Below are 17,136 nucleotides of genomic sequence, written 5' to 3'. Positions count from 1 at the left end.
ACATTACCTATACATGTTTATATTTAATTTCAATCTTTTATGGAATGGTTATTTTAAATTTTACTAAACCGGTGTAATTGTATATACTTGGTAAGTGTATCCTTTGTATTTTACATTCTTTCTATATTGATCTTGAATCGAATTCATTTTAACTGCACAAGATTTTGAGATAAAATTTAATTTCTGAAGAGTTAGCCTAATATTCAAATCTGAAACACCCATTTCTATCATTTGTGCTATAAGGTTATCATTACCTTTCGGAACTTTTATTTTATGCACACTAATAAAATCATCATTGGCTTTTTTATACTTCATAGATTTTTCTTTCAGAGTAATGATATAATGCTCGGTAACTCTGTGATTGAAATTAACGGTATTTTCAGAATTGAGAAATTGCAGGAGGTTAAGCTGGTCAATACTCTTTTTATCATCTATCGATACTATATGCTCTTTTTTGTTTCCGAGTTTATAGATATCGGAATCATATACAGCTAACATATACGAATCATTTAGCGGCAGGAACATCTGTAGACCTTTTAGTCCAAAGTCTCTCTGGCTGCCAAATTTCCAGTTTCTTTTTTCTAAAAACTGATTGTACATGATAAGAGGATTATCCGAAATAATAAAGGGACTTGAGGTTTTATTTTTAATGAGCTTATATTTTAGGCTCAAAAGATCTGGTATTAGCAATTCAGCAGACTTTAGTGAATTCAGTTTTCCTTTATCGGATTGTTGTTCCTGTAATCCAGGAATCATATCAGTAGAGACATTATCTTCACTAATTTTAGACTTAGTATTTGGAAGTTTTTGCTCAAAGTTTTTTAGAATTTTAAAATGTATGGGATTTCGAATATCCAAAACAATAAGAAAGTGTAGCATTTTAAAATGATTGGCACTTTGTTGAATAGGCAGTTTTTCTTTTTCCCACATTTCTCTAAAAATTGGTGCAGAATCTGATTCGAGCTTAGCAAGCCAATTTTCAAGCTCCCCATCACGTCCATAAAAGTATTTTTTGCCTAGATGCGAGGATATTTTTATATGACTTTTAAAAACATTTCTATTGGTCTCAAACATGCCAATAGTTTTCCCATTATTTTCATAAGAGAAGAAACGCTGGAAAAATTGCGGAACGAAATGCTGGATTTTCGGAATCTGCTTTTTCTTCTGTACCATTTTATATTCTGTTTAAAAGCATTTTTTATGGCTTAATTTAATATGTGATATTTAATTTAATCTCCATGGATGTTTAAATTGATATAGTTATGCTGTTTAAATATATCAATTAAAATGTATCAATACAATATTGCGAGAAAATATATTGTTGATTTTTAGTTGATTAAATATGTTTTTGTTGTTTATGGCGTTTTACTTAGTAGTGTATGGAATGATTTCTTATAATCAATCATTTGATGTGTTTAAAATGTTCAATAGCAAATGGAATAAAAATATTAGTTATATGAAGTCAGCCTATTTATACGTTCGTGTAAGTACGGACGAACAAAAAAGAAAAGGTTACTCCCTGCCAGAACAGGAGGATAGATTATTGAAGTATTGTAAATATTATGATATCGAAATCAAAGGAATTTATCGCGAAGATTACTCTGCAAAGAATTTCAATAGACCGGAATGGAACCGATTATTTTCAGAAATTAAAAAGAAATCATCAGGGGAAGATAAAAATATTTTATTTATCAAATGGGATAGATTTAGTCGAAATATTGAATACGCTTACGAAATGATTGGAAAGCTTCGGAAATATAAAACGACAGCAAAAGCTATTGACCAGCCAATTGATTTCTCAGTGCCGGAAAGCACAGTTATGCTGGCTGTATATTTAGCTGTTCCGGAAGCAGAAAATGCGAGGAGAGCGCAAAATACTTCGAACGGTATTCGTCGAGCAAAGCTGATGGGAAGATATCCCAGTAAAGCACCATTAGGATTTATCAATTTGACATCAATGGACGGCAAAAAAGGTATCGCTCCTAAAGAGCCTGAAGCCGAAATTATAAAATGGATTTTTCATCAGGTTGCCAAAAACAATCATAAAATATCTGAAATCATGAAAATAGCTAAAGATAAAGGATTATTATGTTCAAGATCACACTTTTTCAGGATCTTGCATAATTCAGTTTATTGTGGGCTTATACCCGTCAAGCTTGAATCTGGTGAAGAACAGCTAGTGAAAGGATTACACGAACCATTGATATCTGAGTTTTTGTTTAATCAGGTCCAGTCTGTTATTAACACCAAAAGAAAAACTACTGCTAAAAAATATGATTTACAATCAATGTTTTTTCTTGGAGGGGTTTTAACCTGTCCTGTTTGTAATAGAAAACTTCTCGGAAGTTTTTCAGCAGGGAGATTAAAAAAATATCCATATTACCATTGTCGCAATCGCTGCAGAACAAGGATAAATGCAATTTTTCTTAATGATTGCTATCAAAAGAAGCTTCAACAGTTGATACTGTCAAATAATACCATTGAATTATTTAAAAATATTTTAGAAGACCAGAATATAAAGACACAGAAAGCAAGTTATTTATCTGCTAAGAAAGTATTAGAGAGAAAAATAAATGACGAGAGTTTAACACTTTCTCAAGGCAGAAAATTATTTATTTCAGGAATATTAAAACTCGATGACTACAACGAATTAAAAAAAGAGAATCAAGTCAATACCAAAAATCTTAAAAAGGAAGTACGTGATATTTTAATTAAATTAAAAGCTATTGATAAAAAAAGTCAAATAGAAGAGAAAGCGTTAGTCGAGATCTTTCAAAGATTTTCTGAATTTGAGGTCCCAGATAAAAGACATCTTGTAAATCTTATTCCACCGACTAATGTTGATTATAAAACTGGAGATCTATCTTTAAATTTGAATCAAGCATTTTTAAAAATACTATCAAAAAAGGATAACCGAAAAACTGAAAAAAGATGAACTTTATTGAAAAGAATGTTTCGGTAGAAAAAGCAATTGCCATTCTTTCTAAGAGCGGTATTCAGGTAAACGAAAATGAAGCCAAAATTATATTGGAGTTGTTATATTTAGTCTCAAAAAATTACGACAAGCCCAGAGAGAAGAAAATACTATATCCTTAACGGGACTTCGAATCATTATTCTGCCCGATTACATCTCTAATAGAACTGCATTGAGACTGTTTGTTTTAAAAGACTAAGGATTCCTCGTGAAAAAATCGAACCTAAAATATGTGGCTGTAAAGCTAGATAAGTGGGGACTTATGGCTATAAAAAAAGAGACAACTATTAACTAGTTGTCTCCTTAAGTGGAGTCGCCGGGAATCGAACCCGGGTCCAAACAAGCAACTAAAGAGCTTTCTACACGCTTATTTCCTGATTAGATTTTCGTTGTTGAGCTAGGCCAGAAACAACCACCCAACACTTATCTTCTTAATTTTCGAAATCCACCCGAAGCTCATGGAAATCTAGGTTTATTTTTACGGTTCCCCTTGACAGAACGCCACAAACCAAGGCTTTCTAGGAGAATCCAGCTTCTCTACCTTGTAGAGACGTGGCGCAATCTTACTATGATTCAGATTATGCAGCTAAAGCGTAATTATTTTCGCCGTGTAAAAGTGTGAGATCTTATATTTACGAGCAAGGTCTCAATGCTCGACGTGCTTACTGTTCAATTCGACTTGCTGTCAAAACCAGTCGACCCCAAAAATGAGTTTGCAAATTTATGCTATTTGAATTTACTTTCTACTAAAATTTTTTTAAAAAAGTCATAAAGCCCAAAGTCGAAAGTCCAAAGTCAGTATTGTCAGCTGTTTTTAAGACTTTCGGCTTTCAACTTTCGACTTTTCAACTTTCGACTTTAAGACTATTTTATTCTTCGTCTTTAAAATTAAAAGGATAATCTCCAAAGATTGGTGCTAATTTACGAACAGCATAGGTGTTTCTGTTCATTTTATTAGATAAAGCAATTATCGTTACATTCTCTTTCATTAAAGTAATGTACGATGAAGTATTACCATGCCACCAGCCATTATGAAAATAGAAATTTTGTCCCGTTTCCCAGTTAATCATTCTAATTCCTAAACCATAATTTTTAGTTCCCTTACGTTCGTTGCTGTATCCCGTATAAACTTGTTTTAATAATGCAGGTTTTAAAAAATCAGGTGAGTTTCTAGCTCTGTCAAATTTTAAAAGATCGCGTACAGTCGAAAAAACATTTTTATCTCCGTAAACATTATCTAGATAATCAAAACCAATTTCAACGCCGTTTCCTTTATATGATGGAACAATCTTTTTTTTGTCTTTATCATCATCAAAAACATAAGTATTTGTCATACCTAAAGGTTTGAAAATCATTTCAGACATCGCTTCTTTATATTTAAGTCCTGTGATTTTTTCTATAATCAGTGCCAGCATAGCATAATTAGTGTTGCAATAGCTGAAACGAGTTCCAGTTCTTGATTCTAATCCAATATCTTTTGTAGCCAGAATATCTAGAATGTCTTTATTGGTTAACTGGTTGTGTCTGTCCCAAACTGATTTATCTCTGTCTGTGAAATAAGCATAGTTGCGCATTCCAGAACGATGATCTAAAAGCATTCTTATAGTACAGTCTTCGTATGGAAACGTTTTTAAAATGGTATTTACTTTTTGATCTAATTCTATTTTACCTGCATTTACCAATTTTAAAACTGCCGTAGCTGTCAAAACTTTACTTACTGAAGCAATTTGTACAGGAGTATTGGCAGTAATTTTGGTTCCTTCATTTTTATTAGCAAAACCGTTGTATTTTTCAAATATAATTTGACCATTTCTAGCAACTAAAAAACTGCCGTTCATGCTGTTGTTTGGCCAGTTTTTATTATAAAAGTGATTTATTCTGCCTGTTACCGAGTTTTTATAGGCCTGTGATATTTTCTTTTCAGGTCCTAAAGGCTTCATTTTAGGTAATGTATCTTCGACTGTTGAGGTAGTAGCTGTATTTGTTTTTTTGTCTTTACCACACGAACTTAAAACTAGTATTGAAAAAAGTATTTGTGGTATCTTTGTCTTTTTAAGGAAAATCATTTGCATCGTTCTTTAAAAACAAATATATAGAATTCAATATTTATGTTTGGCGATTTTTAGAATGCGAATCGGCTTTCTTTAACTTAAAATTAACAAATGTTTTAGGTAGTCGATTGTTAGTCAGCTTTAAACGGTTTTTAAACATTCTAAATTGTATTTTTACAACAAAACTTTAACGAAATTTGTTATATTTGAAACAAAAACGATGTAAAAAGTTATATTAATTAATGTTTTAAACTTGTTTGAATGAAATTTGGAATTATAAAAGAAAGAAAAAACCCACCAGATCGACGTGTAGTGTTTGCTCCTGATGAATTGGCTAAACTGAAACAACAGTATCACGAAGCGGTCGTAGAGGTAGAAAGTTCTGATATTAGGATTTTTTCGGATATACAATATAAAAGTATGGGGATTACAGTTTCTGATGACGTTTCAAACTGTGATGTTTTATTTGGAGTGAAAGAAGTTCCTGTTGAAAATTTAATTCCAAATAAGTCCTATTTCTTTTTTTCTCATACCATCAAAAAACAACCTTATAATAGAAAACTATTACAGGCAATTTTAGAAAAAAATATTGATTTGTATGATCATGAAACTATTGTTGATGCAAACGATCATCGTTTAATTGGTTTCGGGAAATACGCTGGAATGGTTGGGGTTTATAACGGAATTCGTGCTTTTGGATTAAAGTTTGAATTATTTAAACTTCCTAAAGCAGAAACCCTTTCAGGAAAAGATGCTTTGATTATGCATTTAAAACGTATAACAATGCCGGCTTTGAAGTTTGTTGTTACTGGAACTGGGAAAGTGGGAAGCGGCGTAAAAGAAATTTTAGACGCTATCAAAGTAAAAGAGATTACGATTGATAATTATCTGACTAAAAAATACTCGCAGGCTGTTTATGTTCAGTTGGATGTTTTAGAATATAATAAAAGACTTGATGGTCAAACTTTAGATTTTAAAGATTTTGTAAATCATCCTGAAGAATATACTTCAGATTTTGAAAAATTTACTAAGGTTTCAGATATTTATTTTGCAGGTCATTTTTATGCTAATAATGCTCCGATGATTTTGACAAAAGAAATGCTGAATGCGAGTGATTGTAAGTTGAAAGTTGTGGCCGATATTTCATGTGATGTTAATGGACCAATTGCTTGTACGATTCGTTCATCGACGATTGCTGAACCTTTATATGGTTATTTTCCTTTAGAAGATAAAGAAGTTGATTTCTTTCATCCAGCTGCTGTAGCGGTAATGGCAGTTGATAATTTACCTTGTGAGATTCCGAAAGATGCAAGTGAAGGTTTTGGAGAACAATTTATGGAACATGTAATTCCTGCTTTTTTCAACGGAGATAAAGACGGGATTTTAAAACGTGCAAAAATCACTGAAAAAGGTAAATTAACCGAAAGATTCAGTTATTTACAGGATTATGTAGATGGTAAATAATTATTTGTTCTAAACTGTGTCATTATAAAAAAGAGCTTTCTAAAATTTTAGAAAGCTCTTTTTTATATAATTAAATGATTTGTGTATTAATTACCCGCAACGAGTTAATTAGCAATTCACAATTAAACCATATCTTCAGGTTTAACCCAAGTGTCAAAATCTTCAGAAGTTACGTAGCCTAGACGAACTGCTTCTTCTTTTAGAGTTGTTCCGTTTTTGTGTGCAGTTTGAGCAATTTCTGCGGCTTTGTAATAACCAATTTTCGTATTTAGCGCTGTTACAAGCATTAGAGAATTGTCTACTAACTCTTTAATTCGTTTATAATTTGGTTCGATTCCTTGTGCGCAATGTTCATCAAATGACACGCAGGCATCTCCAAGTAAACGCGCTGATTGCAGGAAGTTGGCAGCCATAACTGGTTTAAAAACATTTAACTCATAATGTCCCTGCATTCCGCCAACAGCAATTGCCATATCATTTCCAATTACCTGAGCGCATACCATTGTTAAAGCTTCACATTGTGTTGGATTTACTTTTCCGGGCATAATAGATGATCCGGGTTCGTTTTCTGGAATATGAATTTCGCCAATTCCAGAACGTGGTCCAGAAGCCAGCATTCTAACATCATTTGCGATTTTGTTTAAAGAAACAGCTAACTGTTTTAATGCTCCATGTGTTTCAACAATTGCATCGTGTGCGGCTAAAGCTTCAAATTTATTTTCGGCAGTTATAAAAGGGTGGTTTGTGAACTTTGCAATATATGCCGCAACTTTTACATCATAGCCTTTTGGAGTGTTTAACCCTGTTCCAACGGCGGTTCCGCCTAAAGCGATTTCTGATAAATGGGCTAAAGTGTTTTTTAGTGCTTTTAGTCCAAACGCAAGTTGAGCCGCATAGCCTGAAATTTCCTGACCAAGTGTAAGAGGAGTAGCGTCCATTAAATGAGTACGGCCAATTTTTACAACATTTTTGAATTCAATGGCTTTTTTGGTCAATGTCGCATGAAGTTTTTCAACTCCGGGAATTGTGGTTTCTACTATAATTTTGTAAGCTGCAATATGCATTCCAGTTGGGAAAGTATCATTTGATGACTGTGATTTATTAACATCGTCATTTGCTTTAATAAATTGCTCGCCTTCACCAATTTCAAAGCCTTTAAGAACTTGTGCGCGGTTTGCAATTACTTCATTTACGTTCATGTTGCTTTGCGTGCCTGAACCTGTCTGCCAAATTACTAATGGAAATTGATCGTCTAATTTTCCGTTCAGAATTTCATCACACACTTCGGCAATTGCGTCTCTTTTTTCGATAGGCAAAACACCTAAATCGTAATTTGCATAAGCAGCTGCTTTTTTTAGATAAGCAAATCCTTCGATGATTTCTTTGGGCATCGATCCTGAATTTCCAATTTTAAAATTATTTCGAGAACGTTCGGTTTGCGCACCCCAATATTTATCGGCTGGGACTTGAACTTCGCCCATGGTGTCTTTTTCTATTCTGTATTTCATTTTGTTATAATTATGTTGTTTGTAAAATGTATTCGGTTAATGTGAAATGTCGATTGTGAGATATAAAATGTGTTGCTTTTTTGTTTGAAAAATGTGTTTCTTTTGAAAATGAATGCCCTAGCCCTGATGGAAGCGGCATCCTTTTGTGACGGTGTTCGACACAAAAGATATAGCGGACAGCGGGTTTTAGCTCCTAGAAATACTCATGTTGTTCTAATTTAGACAGTTGAATAATGATTTGAAAAAAAGCTTATTTAAAATGAATATAAATATACGTATAAATGTTATTTCATGAAAATTGATTTAGATTTTATTGCCAACGAAGAATTTATAACTTACATTTGTCGTAACATTCAAAAATTCCGGAAAACATGTTTGAATTTTCACAGTACTTAGGCTTTTTACTTTTCTTAACCGTACTAACTATAGGGTTTTGGTTAATGTTTTTCTTAGTTGGTTTCGTATCTTATTGGGTTACGGGAGCAAGCTGGGAAATGTTCAAAGAAAAAAGAGCCAAAAAAAGACAAGAAGAACAATCAATTTAATTTTAGATTGATTTCATAAAAAAAGGACCCGTTTTACGAGTCCTTTTTTTTATGGAGTATAAATACAGAAATCCTAAATTTCAAAAATAAAAAAAATCCAAATTCTAGTTTTACACTTGGAATTTGGATTTTTTTATTGGAATTTAATATAGTTTATCCTGGGAAATCGCCGCCACCGTCACCGCCGCCGTCATTTCTAGGTGCTTTTTCTCTATCATTTTTAGGTTTGTTAAAACGATACGTAAATGATAAATTGAATTGGCGTTTACGAAATTGCATTTCACCATATGATCTCTGACTTTCAAGAGTAGTGTCATTTTGAAGGTAAGTGTACGATCTCATGATTCTTGAATTGAAAATATCACTGATGTTGAAAGCAATTGTTGCCTTATCTTTCATAACGTCTTTGCTTAAAGCAGTGTTCATTCCAAATTGACCTAAGTTTTTACCTTGTGCTGTTTTTTGTTCGCCATTGTAAGTAGCATTCAATTGCCAGTCAATTTTGTATGGTAAAGTCAGTTTAGAGTTGATTCTTGCAAACCAAGAATTAGCTTGATTGTCAAGGTTTTGTACTACTGTATTGCCTTTAGTATCAACATAAGTATTTTCTCCAGTTGTTTTTACGTTGTAAAGATTGAAGTTACTGTTGATTCTCCACCATTTAAATGGAGTGTAATTTAAGGTAAACTCAAAACCAAATTTTTGCTCTTTACCTAAGTTAATAGGTCTGCTTAAAATAACGGGAATTCCGTTTACTTCTTCACCATTTGGAGTTCTAACAAAGCTGAATACATCTTTGGTATCTTCAAAATAAGCTGAAGTATTGAAAGTTACTTTGTCCCAGCGTTTGATATATCCAATGTCATATTTGTCTGTTAACGATGGATCTAAGTCAGGATTTCCTTGAAAAATGTTAACGTTACTGGAGTAGTTAACAGCTGGATTCATGAAACGACCTCTAGGTCTTGTTAAACGCTTGCTGTAACTTGCTGTAAAGTTACTTTGATCTGAAATTTCATAACTGATAAAAGCACTTGGAAACAAGTTGTTGTACTTTTTAGTATTGAAATCGTTGTTGTCTAATAAGTTTACTTGAATATTGGTGTCTTCCCAACGTAAGCCAAACAAATACGAGAATTTGTTTACTTTGAAGCCGTATTGTGTGTAAAGAGCATTAATATTCTCTTTGTATTCTAAAGTGTTTGATAGGTTTGGATCTTTTGCTCCTGAATCATCTGTAACGAAGTATTCGTTATTTAAATCGCCAAAACTTCCTTTATATCCAGCTTCAAATTGGCCTTTTTTTCCAAGCGGTAATACATAATCTGCTTGTAATTGTACTTGTTTTTGTACCTGATCGTTCAGCGTTGTATTGTAATTTGGCGATGCTGTAATGATACTATTGTTATTGTCTGTATTTCTAGAAATAGATAAATCAGCTGTAAGTTTGTGTCCTTTATCGTTGAAGTTTTTAATGAAATTCGACGTATATTCTACATTCTGACTGCTGGTATCTCCGTTATTTAAACGAAACGAATTACCAGTAGAGTTATGATTAGAATCAAAATTACTGTAATTGATTAAATCTCTTGTGTTACCAGAATTGTTTTGGTAATTGATGGCATTTGTCCAGAAAGTATTTGGCGCAACCGTCCATTCGATTCCGGCTCTTCCATTAAATCCGTCAGATTCTCTTTTGGTATCACGATCTTCATCTAAGAAACCTTTTGGCGTACCATCGGCGTTAAAATAAGATGTATTGGTTAAACCTCCTCCTTCATTAGTCCTGTGGTTGTAACCTAAAGTAGTAAAGTAGTTTAATTTTTCTGTTTTATAATTTAGATTTGCGGTTAATCCATAAGCTTCAGGAAGTCCTGTAGAAGCAATAAATGTTCCGTTAAAACCTTGATTTTTACCTTTTTTAAGGACGATATTGATGATTCCAGATCCTCCTTCGGCATCGTAGCGCGCTGATGGATTTGTGATAACTTCAACTTTATCAATTGCGTCTGCAGGAAGCTGACGTAAAGCTTCTGCAACATTTATTGCATTAGAAGGTCTTCCGTCAATTAAAATTCGGATATTGTCACTTCCTCGTAAACTTACATTTCCTTCAGTATCAACAGAAACAGATGGTACATTGTCTAGAACGTCACTAACAGTTCCGCCTTTTACAATCATATCTTGACCAACATTGTAAACCTTTTTGTCTAGTTTAATTTCTACTGTTGATTTTTCTGCACGAACTACAACTTCATTTAATTGGGCCGCATCTTCAGATAAATTTATAACACCTAAATTAGTGTCTCCTTTAATGCTTTTTTGTTTTAATTCGGTTGGTTTAAACGAAATAAATTCAATCTTAATATCATAAATTCCGGGTGCAACAGCTACATCAAATTCACCTTTTGGATTGGTGATTCCACCAGCAATAACTTTAGTATCGTTTGGAGCAGTGATTGAAATTGTTGCATATTCCAACGGTTGTTTACTAACTTTTTCTAAAACTTTTCCAGTAATTTTTACCTTGTTTTTTGCAGGCGGTCCCTGCTGTGCATAGTTGTAAAAACTTGTAAAAAGCAATACAAGAATTACAGCGAATTTGATTTTCTTCATTTTTTTTGGTTTCTTTGATTCTTTAGACCGCAAATGTAGCTTTTGGTTTAAAGTGTAAGATCATAAAAAAATGTTAATTTGGTATTTAGTATTAATCTAAAAAAGAAGCCACTTTATCCAAATCTCTCCCAATAATTGCTTTTCCGTCTTTTATAACAATTGGACGTTCAATTAGAATTGGGTTATCTGTCATTGCTTGAATAATTTCATCATTAGTCAAGGTTTTTTCTTTGTAGTTTTCTATCCAAATTTTTTCTTTGGTTCTAACCAATTCATTGGGCTGCAGGTTCAACTTTTTAAGAAGTTCTTTTAATTCACTAAAGCTTGGTGTTTCAGTTAAATATGGAATTATTTCATATTCTTGATTTGTCTGATCAATAAAAGCAAGGCAGTTTCTTGATTTTCCGCAGCGTGGATTGTGATAAATTTGTATCATTTTGTTATATTTAAAGTGTGCTGAAATAGGTTCTGTAAAAAAGCGGTATTTTAGCAATAACAAAAATAGGATTTACTATTTAAATAGAATTCTCATTTTAAAAATTTTAAATATATGTTTTTAGAACAAGGTGTTAAACCTGAAAATAAATTTTGGAAGTATCTTCTAGGCTCAGTTTTTGTTATTACAGCTTCATTTGTTGGGCAGGTACCTTTTACAATTGCTGTTTTTTGGAAAAGTTTTTCAGATAAAACTGGTTTTCCAACGGACAACGATGCAGCATTAAAAATATTCGAGCCAAATCTTACTTTGTTTTTAATAATGCTTTCGTTTGCTTTTGCGCTCGCAGGTGTTTATTTTGTTGTAAAATACATACATCATCAAACCATGTTATCGGTTACTACCAGTCGTAAAAAGGTCGATTGGAGCCGTGTTTTGTTTTCATTTGCGTTATGGTCAGTTTTTTCGATTGCAAGTTTTTCATTTTTATATTTTCAAGCGCCAGAAAAGTTTGTGTGGAATTTTAAATTGATTCCGTTTTTGATTTTAGTAGTTATAGCCGTAATTTTAATTCCTATTCAAACAAGTACTGAGGAATATGTTTTTAGAGGATATTTAATGCAGGGCTTCGCTAATTTAGCACAGAATAAATGGTTTCCGCTTATGATGACTTCTTTGATATTTGGGTTTATGCATATTTTGAATCCAGAGGTTACAAAAATGGGATACATTATAATGGTTTATTATATAGGAACAGGTTTACTTCTGGGAATTATTACATTAATGGATGAGGGAATGGAACTGGCTTTAGGTTTTCATGCCGCGAATAATCTGGTGGGAGCTTTATTGGTTACTTCAGATTGGACAGTATTTCAGACACACTCTATTTTTATTGATTTATCAGAACCTTCAGCTGGTTTTGATGTCATTTTTCCAGTCGTTGTGGTATATCCAATATTGCTTTTTATTTACAGTAAAAAATACAATTGGACCAATTGGAAAGAGAAATTAACAGGTAAAATTAATCTAACAGAATTATCAAATTAAATACAATCATGCCAAACTTAACACATAAAAATGTACACAATTATTTTAAATTAGACGGTTATCACTTGAACGCTGCAGATTTGTGTCAAATTGGATATAGTTTTATCAAAGAAGGCGATGCATATGAGCGATCTATTGGTGAATTTTTTCTGGATTGGTTTGATCATAAAGATTATATCGAAATGACGACTTCTGGAACAACTGGTCTTCCGAAATTAGTAAGGCTTGAGAAACAAGCTATGATTCAATCAGCACTCGCAACTGGAGATTTCTTTGGTTTGAAACCGGGAGATAAAGCACTGCTTTGTTTGCCAACTCAGTTTATTGCAGGAAAAATGATGTTGGTTAGAAGTTTAATATTAGGTTTAGAACTTGATGTTGTAGTGCCAAGTACAGAGCCTTTGGCTTATAATAAAAAGCAGTATGACTTTGTAGCAATGGTGCCTTTACAGGTTCAAAATTCGATTGGAAAGTTAAAAAACATTAAAAAGTTAATTATTGGAGGAGCAAAAATTGACAGCTCGCTTGAGGAGAAATTACTGCCTTTAAAAACGGAGATTTATGAGACTTATGGGATGACGGAAACTATAACGCATATTGCGGCCAAAAGAGTAGGAGAAAGTGTCTTTTCAATTTTGCCGAATGTAAAGATTGAAAAAGATGATCGTGGCTGCTTGATTATTTATGTGTCTTCAATTTCTAATGAACCTATTGTTACTAATGATTTGGTAGATTTAGTAAATGAGAATCAGTTTAGCTTTTTAGGAAGATTTGATAATGTAATTAACAGTGGCGGCGTAAAGCTGATTCCTGAGCAGATAGAAGCGAAGTTGGCAGGGAAAATTAACAGTCGTTTTTTTGTAACTGGTGTGCCGGATACGACTTTGGGTGAAAAACTAATTTTAGTGATTGAAGGTGAAAAACAAGATTTTGCACCAGATTTCTTTGATGTTTTAGGAAAATTCGAAAAGCCGAAAGAAATTGTTTTTGTTCCGAAGTTTAAAGAAAATGAAAACGGAAAACTGCTGCGTAAACCGAGTTTACAATCTTAAAGAATCCAAATAAAAAATTCCAAATTCCAAGTTTGAAAACTGGAATTTGGAATTTAATCTCGAAGATATCGTGATGAAATTTATATTTCTTTCTTTCTTTCTAAAAGTGCCATGTAAAATCCGTCAAAACCAGATTCTGAAGCCAATAATTTACGATCTTCTACAAAAGTAAATTGCTGTCCGATTTCAGTTTTTAAGAACTTTTGTACTTGTTCTTGATTCTCAGATGGCAAAACGGAACAAGTTGCATAAACTAATTTTCCGCCTGGTTTTACAATTTTAGAATAGCTTTCTAAAACTTCACTCTGAACTTTACGAATATTGTCGATAAACTCAGGTTGTAATTTCCATTTCGAATCAGGGTTTCTTTTTAAAACTCCTAATCCGCTGCAAGGCGCATCAATTAATACACGATCTGCTTTTTCATGCAGTTTTTTGATCACTTTTGTAGAGTCAATTATGCGGTATTCGATGTTAAAAGCGCCATTTCTTTTTGCTCTTAATTTTAATTGCTTTAGTTTGCTTTCATACAAATCCATTGCAATCAATTGCCCTTTGTTCTCCATTAAAGAAGCGATGTGCAAAGTTTTTCCACCTGCTCCAGCGCAAGTATCTACAACACGCATTCCAGGTTTAACATCTAGAAAACCTGCAACCAATTGTGAGTTGGCATCCTGAACTTCAAAAAGTCCTTGTTTAAAAGCATCTGTCAAAAATACATTTGCTCTTTCTTTTAATACTAAAGCTTCCGGCTGATCTTTTAAATATTCTGTTTCAATATTTAAATCCATCAACGTGTTTCTCAAGTTTTCTTTAGTCCCTTTCAATGTATTGGTTCTTAAAATAACTTTAGCAGGCTGGTTTTGAGCTGTAATTTCTTTCGACCAAACTTTTTCGCCAAGTTCTTTCGCGCCCAATTCGTCCATCCAATCTGGAATAGATTCTTTTAAAGCTCTTACTTTTGATAATTCATCAAAACGTCCTTTGATTTTTCTTTCAGGAGTTCCTTCTAGTTGTCTCCAATCGGGAATTGTATATCCTCTTAAAACAGCCCAAACAGCAAACATTCTCCATAGATTGTCTCTGTCATAAGGTTCTTTAACTTCTGCAATTTCTGCGTATAATCTTTTCCAACGAACAATTTCGTATATCGTTTCAGCAACAAACTTCCTGTCAGAACTTCCCCAACGTTTGTCTTTTTTTAATGCTCTGGCTACCACTTTGTCTGCGTATTCTCCTTCATTGAAAATTGCATTCAAAGAGTCGATGGTAGTATAAACTAAATTTCTGTGTAATCTCATTTCTAATATTTGAGCTGCAAAGGTACTATTAATTGCTTGAAAGTTAAATTTTTAATTTTGATTGTTCTTTGACTTTCTTTCAAAAGAAAAAAAAACACTCTGATAAAATTTAAAAGAGTGTTTTTTGAATAGTTTCTGCAAGCAGTTTGTTATTTTATAATTCTTGTTAATCCAATGTTTTCAGGAGCATGAAGCACCATTGGGAATTTCTCTATTTTTACAGAGCTGCTGTCTAGGCCAAAAGCTCTTTCTTCAGACAAACTCAGTTTCTTGATAAAGAAATAAGAGTTCATAATGATATTTTCGTGCCATCTTAAATCGTTGTCATTTGATAAAAATTTCTCAGACAATACAAATTTAAAGTCTCCAATAATATTGTTTTTGTTCAATGATTCATAACGGCTCGTAATATCAACTTCACCGCGTTTCACCATATCACGAATTACCTCTCTAAACATTAAATTGATTTTTGTAGGTTCTCTAAAACCTAAATTGAAATCGATTCTGTAAATGTCGTCTTTAGCAATTTCGGTAACTTTATATTGTGTTTTATAAGGTTCAGTAAGAATGTTTACGTGAACAAACCAGTAAATGTCGGCTCTTTTTGGACGTTTTTGCAGGATCGAGTAAATTACTTTTTCCTCTAACTCATCAACACGATTTGCATTCGTCATATAGACTAAGTGCGTAGCATATTTAGGGATAGAAAGGTCTTCGCTCAACTCGGTTAATACCTTTTTATAATCGTCAATTTTGACAACTTTTGTATAGTTCTTGTTGATTTTCTTAGCAAGATACCAAATCGTCATTATAGAAATAAGTATACTCGCAATGATTAAAGTTACATAACCTCCTTCAGCAAATTTTGTAATGTTTGCAATAAGGAAACTGAATTCGATTAATAAGTAAATCGTAATAAGAGGCACCATGAAATACAGTTTTACACGTTTCATGATTAAGTAATAATTCAGCAAAATTGTAGTCATGATCATGCATAAAATAATCGCAAGACCATATGCATGCTCCATGTTTCCTGATTTTTCAAAGTGCAGTACAATACCAACACAACCAAAAAACAGTAACCAGTTTATTGACGGAATATATAATTGACCTTTAACCTCAGTAGGATATTTGATTTTTACTTTTGGCCAGAAATTCAAACGCATTGCTTCATTGATCAAAGTAAATGATCCACTGATAAGCGCTTGAGAAGCAATAACCGCAGCCAAAGTTGCTACAACAATACCAAATGGTAAAAACCAATGCGGCATAATCAGGTAAAACGGATTCCCGTTTTCACCGCCTAATTGCTGTAGAGTACTTCCTTCATGGTGAATAAGATACGCTGCTTGACCAAAGTAATTTAATACCAAAGTCGTTTTTACAAACATCCAGCTTATTCTAATATTTTTTCGACCGCAATGTCCCATATCTGAATATAAAGCTTCAGCTCCTGTAGTACATAAGAATACAAAACCAAGAACAAAGAAACCGTCAGGATGAACAGATAATAAGTGATAAGCGTAATACGGATTTATAGCTTTTATAACTTCAGGGAAGTGCATAATCTGAATAAATCCTAATGTTCCCAACATGGCAAACCAAATCAACATCATTGGAGCGAAAAACTTTCCAACTAGTTTAGTTCCAAATTGTTGTATCGTAAATAGGACAAAAAGAATAGCAATTACAATATAAACAATGGTTTGAGTTTCCATTGTAGGATAAAATGCTCTAATACCTTCAACTGCTGACGAAATTGAGATTGGCGGTGTAATAATACCATCTGCCAGCAGTGCGCTTCCTCCAATAATCGCGGGCACAATGAGCCATTGTATTTTAGTTTTCTTAACTAAGGCATATAAGGCAAAAATCCCACCTTCGCCGTGATTGTCGGCACTTAAAGTTATAAGCACATATTTTATAGTGGTTTGCAATGTCAAAGTCCAAAACACACATGAAATACCGCCTAATACAATGTCGGCATTAATGGTATGGTCGCCAAGAATGGCTTTCATTACATACAATGGAGACGTACCAATATCTCCATAAATAATCCCTAATGTTATCAATAAACCCCCTATAGACAACTTACTATGTAAGTTTTTATGCGATGCGCTCATGTATATTTTTATAAAAGAC

Annotated in this window: 13 protein-coding genes and 1 other RNA gene; 6 read left to right on the top strand and 8 right to left on the bottom strand. The window is 33.0% G+C overall.

The features are described 5' to 3' along the window. Positions 1-63 precede the first annotated feature (63 nt). On the bottom strand, positions 64-1,173 hold the full coding sequence (locus NLG42_RS23010; protein ID WP_257682523.1) for a DUF4238 domain-containing protein: 1,110 nt from the start codon (positions 1,171-1,173) through the stop codon (positions 64-66). A gap of 283 nt (positions 1,174-1,456) precedes the next feature. On the opposite strand from NLG42_RS23010, the gene NLG42_RS23005 reads away from it, so the two are divergent. Next, on the top strand, positions 1,457-2,935 hold the full coding sequence (locus NLG42_RS23005; RefSeq protein ID WP_257682522.1) for a recombinase family protein: 1,479 nt from the start codon (positions 1,457-1,459) through the stop codon (positions 2,933-2,935). Then, complete coding sequence (locus NLG42_RS23000; RefSeq protein WP_257682521.1) at positions 2,932-3,096, top strand: PTS sugar transporter subunit IIBC; 165 nt, start codon at positions 2,932-2,934, stop codon at positions 3,094-3,096. Before NLG42_RS23005 ends, NLG42_RS23000 begins: the two co-directional genes overlap by 4 nt. Before the next feature lie 183 nt (positions 3,097-3,279). Here NLG42_RS23000 and ssrA read toward each other — a convergent pair. Together ssrA and NLG42_RS22990 are read right to left on the bottom strand one after the other, a co-directional pair. Further along, positions 3,280-3,677, bottom strand: a transfer-messenger RNA (tmRNA) gene (gene ssrA, locus NLG42_RS22995). Positions 3,678-3,843: 166 nt separating this feature from the next. After that, a complete protein-coding gene (locus NLG42_RS22990; RefSeq protein ID WP_257682520.1) occupies positions 3,844-5,046 on the bottom strand; it encodes a serine hydrolase domain-containing protein in 1,203 nt (400 codons plus the stop codon). A 240-nt stretch (positions 5,047-5,286) separates the two neighbouring features. Between NLG42_RS22990 and NLG42_RS22985 the strand changes: the two genes are divergently transcribed. Next, positions 5,287-6,489 carry an NAD(P)-dependent oxidoreductase gene (locus NLG42_RS22985; protein WP_257682519.1) on the top strand — a complete coding sequence of 401 codons (1,203 nt, stop codon included), beginning with the start codon at positions 5,287-5,289 and terminating at the stop codon, positions 6,487-6,489. Between the two features lie 122 nt (positions 6,490-6,611). On the opposite strand, the gene fumC is transcribed toward NLG42_RS22985, so the two are convergent. After that, positions 6,612-7,997 (bottom strand): class II fumarate hydratase, encoded by a 1,386-nt coding sequence (gene fumC / locus NLG42_RS22980; protein ID WP_257682518.1) that lies wholly within the window; start codon positions 7,995-7,997, stop codon positions 6,612-6,614. Positions 7,998-8,368: 371 nt separating this feature from the next. Between fumC and NLG42_RS22975 the strand changes: the two genes are divergently transcribed. Then, the gene (locus NLG42_RS22975) at positions 8,369-8,542 is read left to right on the top strand and encodes a hypothetical protein (RefSeq protein WP_089053158.1); all 174 of its coding nucleotides are present in this window, start codon (positions 8,369-8,371) and stop codon (positions 8,540-8,542) included. A gap of 153 nt (positions 8,543-8,695) precedes the next feature. On the opposite strand, the gene NLG42_RS22970 is transcribed toward NLG42_RS22975, so the two are convergent. Together NLG42_RS22970 and arsC are read right to left on the bottom strand one after the other, a co-directional pair. Continuing rightward, complete coding sequence (locus tag NLG42_RS22970) at positions 8,696-11,158, bottom strand: TonB-dependent receptor (protein WP_257682517.1); 2,463 nt, start codon at positions 11,156-11,158, stop codon at positions 8,696-8,698. Between the two features lie 91 nt (positions 11,159-11,249). Next, positions 11,250-11,594 carry an arsenate reductase (glutaredoxin) gene (gene arsC, locus NLG42_RS22965; RefSeq protein ID WP_257682516.1) on the bottom strand — a complete coding sequence of 115 codons (345 nt, stop codon included), beginning with the start codon at positions 11,592-11,594 and terminating at the stop codon, positions 11,250-11,252. Between the two features lie 114 nt (positions 11,595-11,708). Between arsC and NLG42_RS22960 the strand changes: the two genes are divergently transcribed. After that, positions 11,709-12,641 (top strand): CPBP family intramembrane glutamic endopeptidase, encoded by a 933-nt coding sequence (locus NLG42_RS22960; RefSeq protein WP_257682515.1) that lies wholly within the window; start codon positions 11,709-11,711, stop codon positions 12,639-12,641. Between the two features lie 8 nt (positions 12,642-12,649). Beyond that, a complete protein-coding gene (locus tag NLG42_RS22955; RefSeq protein ID WP_099719362.1) occupies positions 12,650-13,693 on the top strand; it encodes an AMP-binding protein in 1,044 nt (347 codons plus the stop codon). An 80-nt stretch (positions 13,694-13,773) separates the two neighbouring features. Here the strand turns inward: NLG42_RS22955 and NLG42_RS22950 are convergent, their stop codons facing one another. Both NLG42_RS22950 and NLG42_RS22945 read right to left on the bottom strand, forming a co-directional pair. Further along, positions 13,774-14,994 (bottom strand): RsmB/NOP family class I SAM-dependent RNA methyltransferase, encoded by a 1,221-nt coding sequence (locus tag NLG42_RS22950; RefSeq protein ID WP_257682514.1) that lies wholly within the window; start codon positions 14,992-14,994, stop codon positions 13,774-13,776. 149 nt (positions 14,995-15,143) lie between these two features. Continuing rightward, the gene (locus NLG42_RS22945) at positions 15,144-17,117 is read right to left on the bottom strand and encodes a KUP/HAK/KT family potassium transporter (protein WP_089058701.1); all 1,974 of its coding nucleotides are present in this window, start codon (positions 17,115-17,117) and stop codon (positions 15,144-15,146) included. Positions 17,118-17,136 lie beyond the last annotated feature (19 nt).

The sequence above is a fragment of the Flavobacterium plurextorum genome (genome assembly GCF_024638035.1).
GTDB lineage: Bacteria > Bacteroidota > Bacteroidia > Flavobacteriales > Flavobacteriaceae > Flavobacterium > Flavobacterium plurextorum.
The sequence above is the reverse complement of the archived record's forward strand: the minus strand, read 5'-3'. Positions and strand labels throughout refer to the sequence as shown.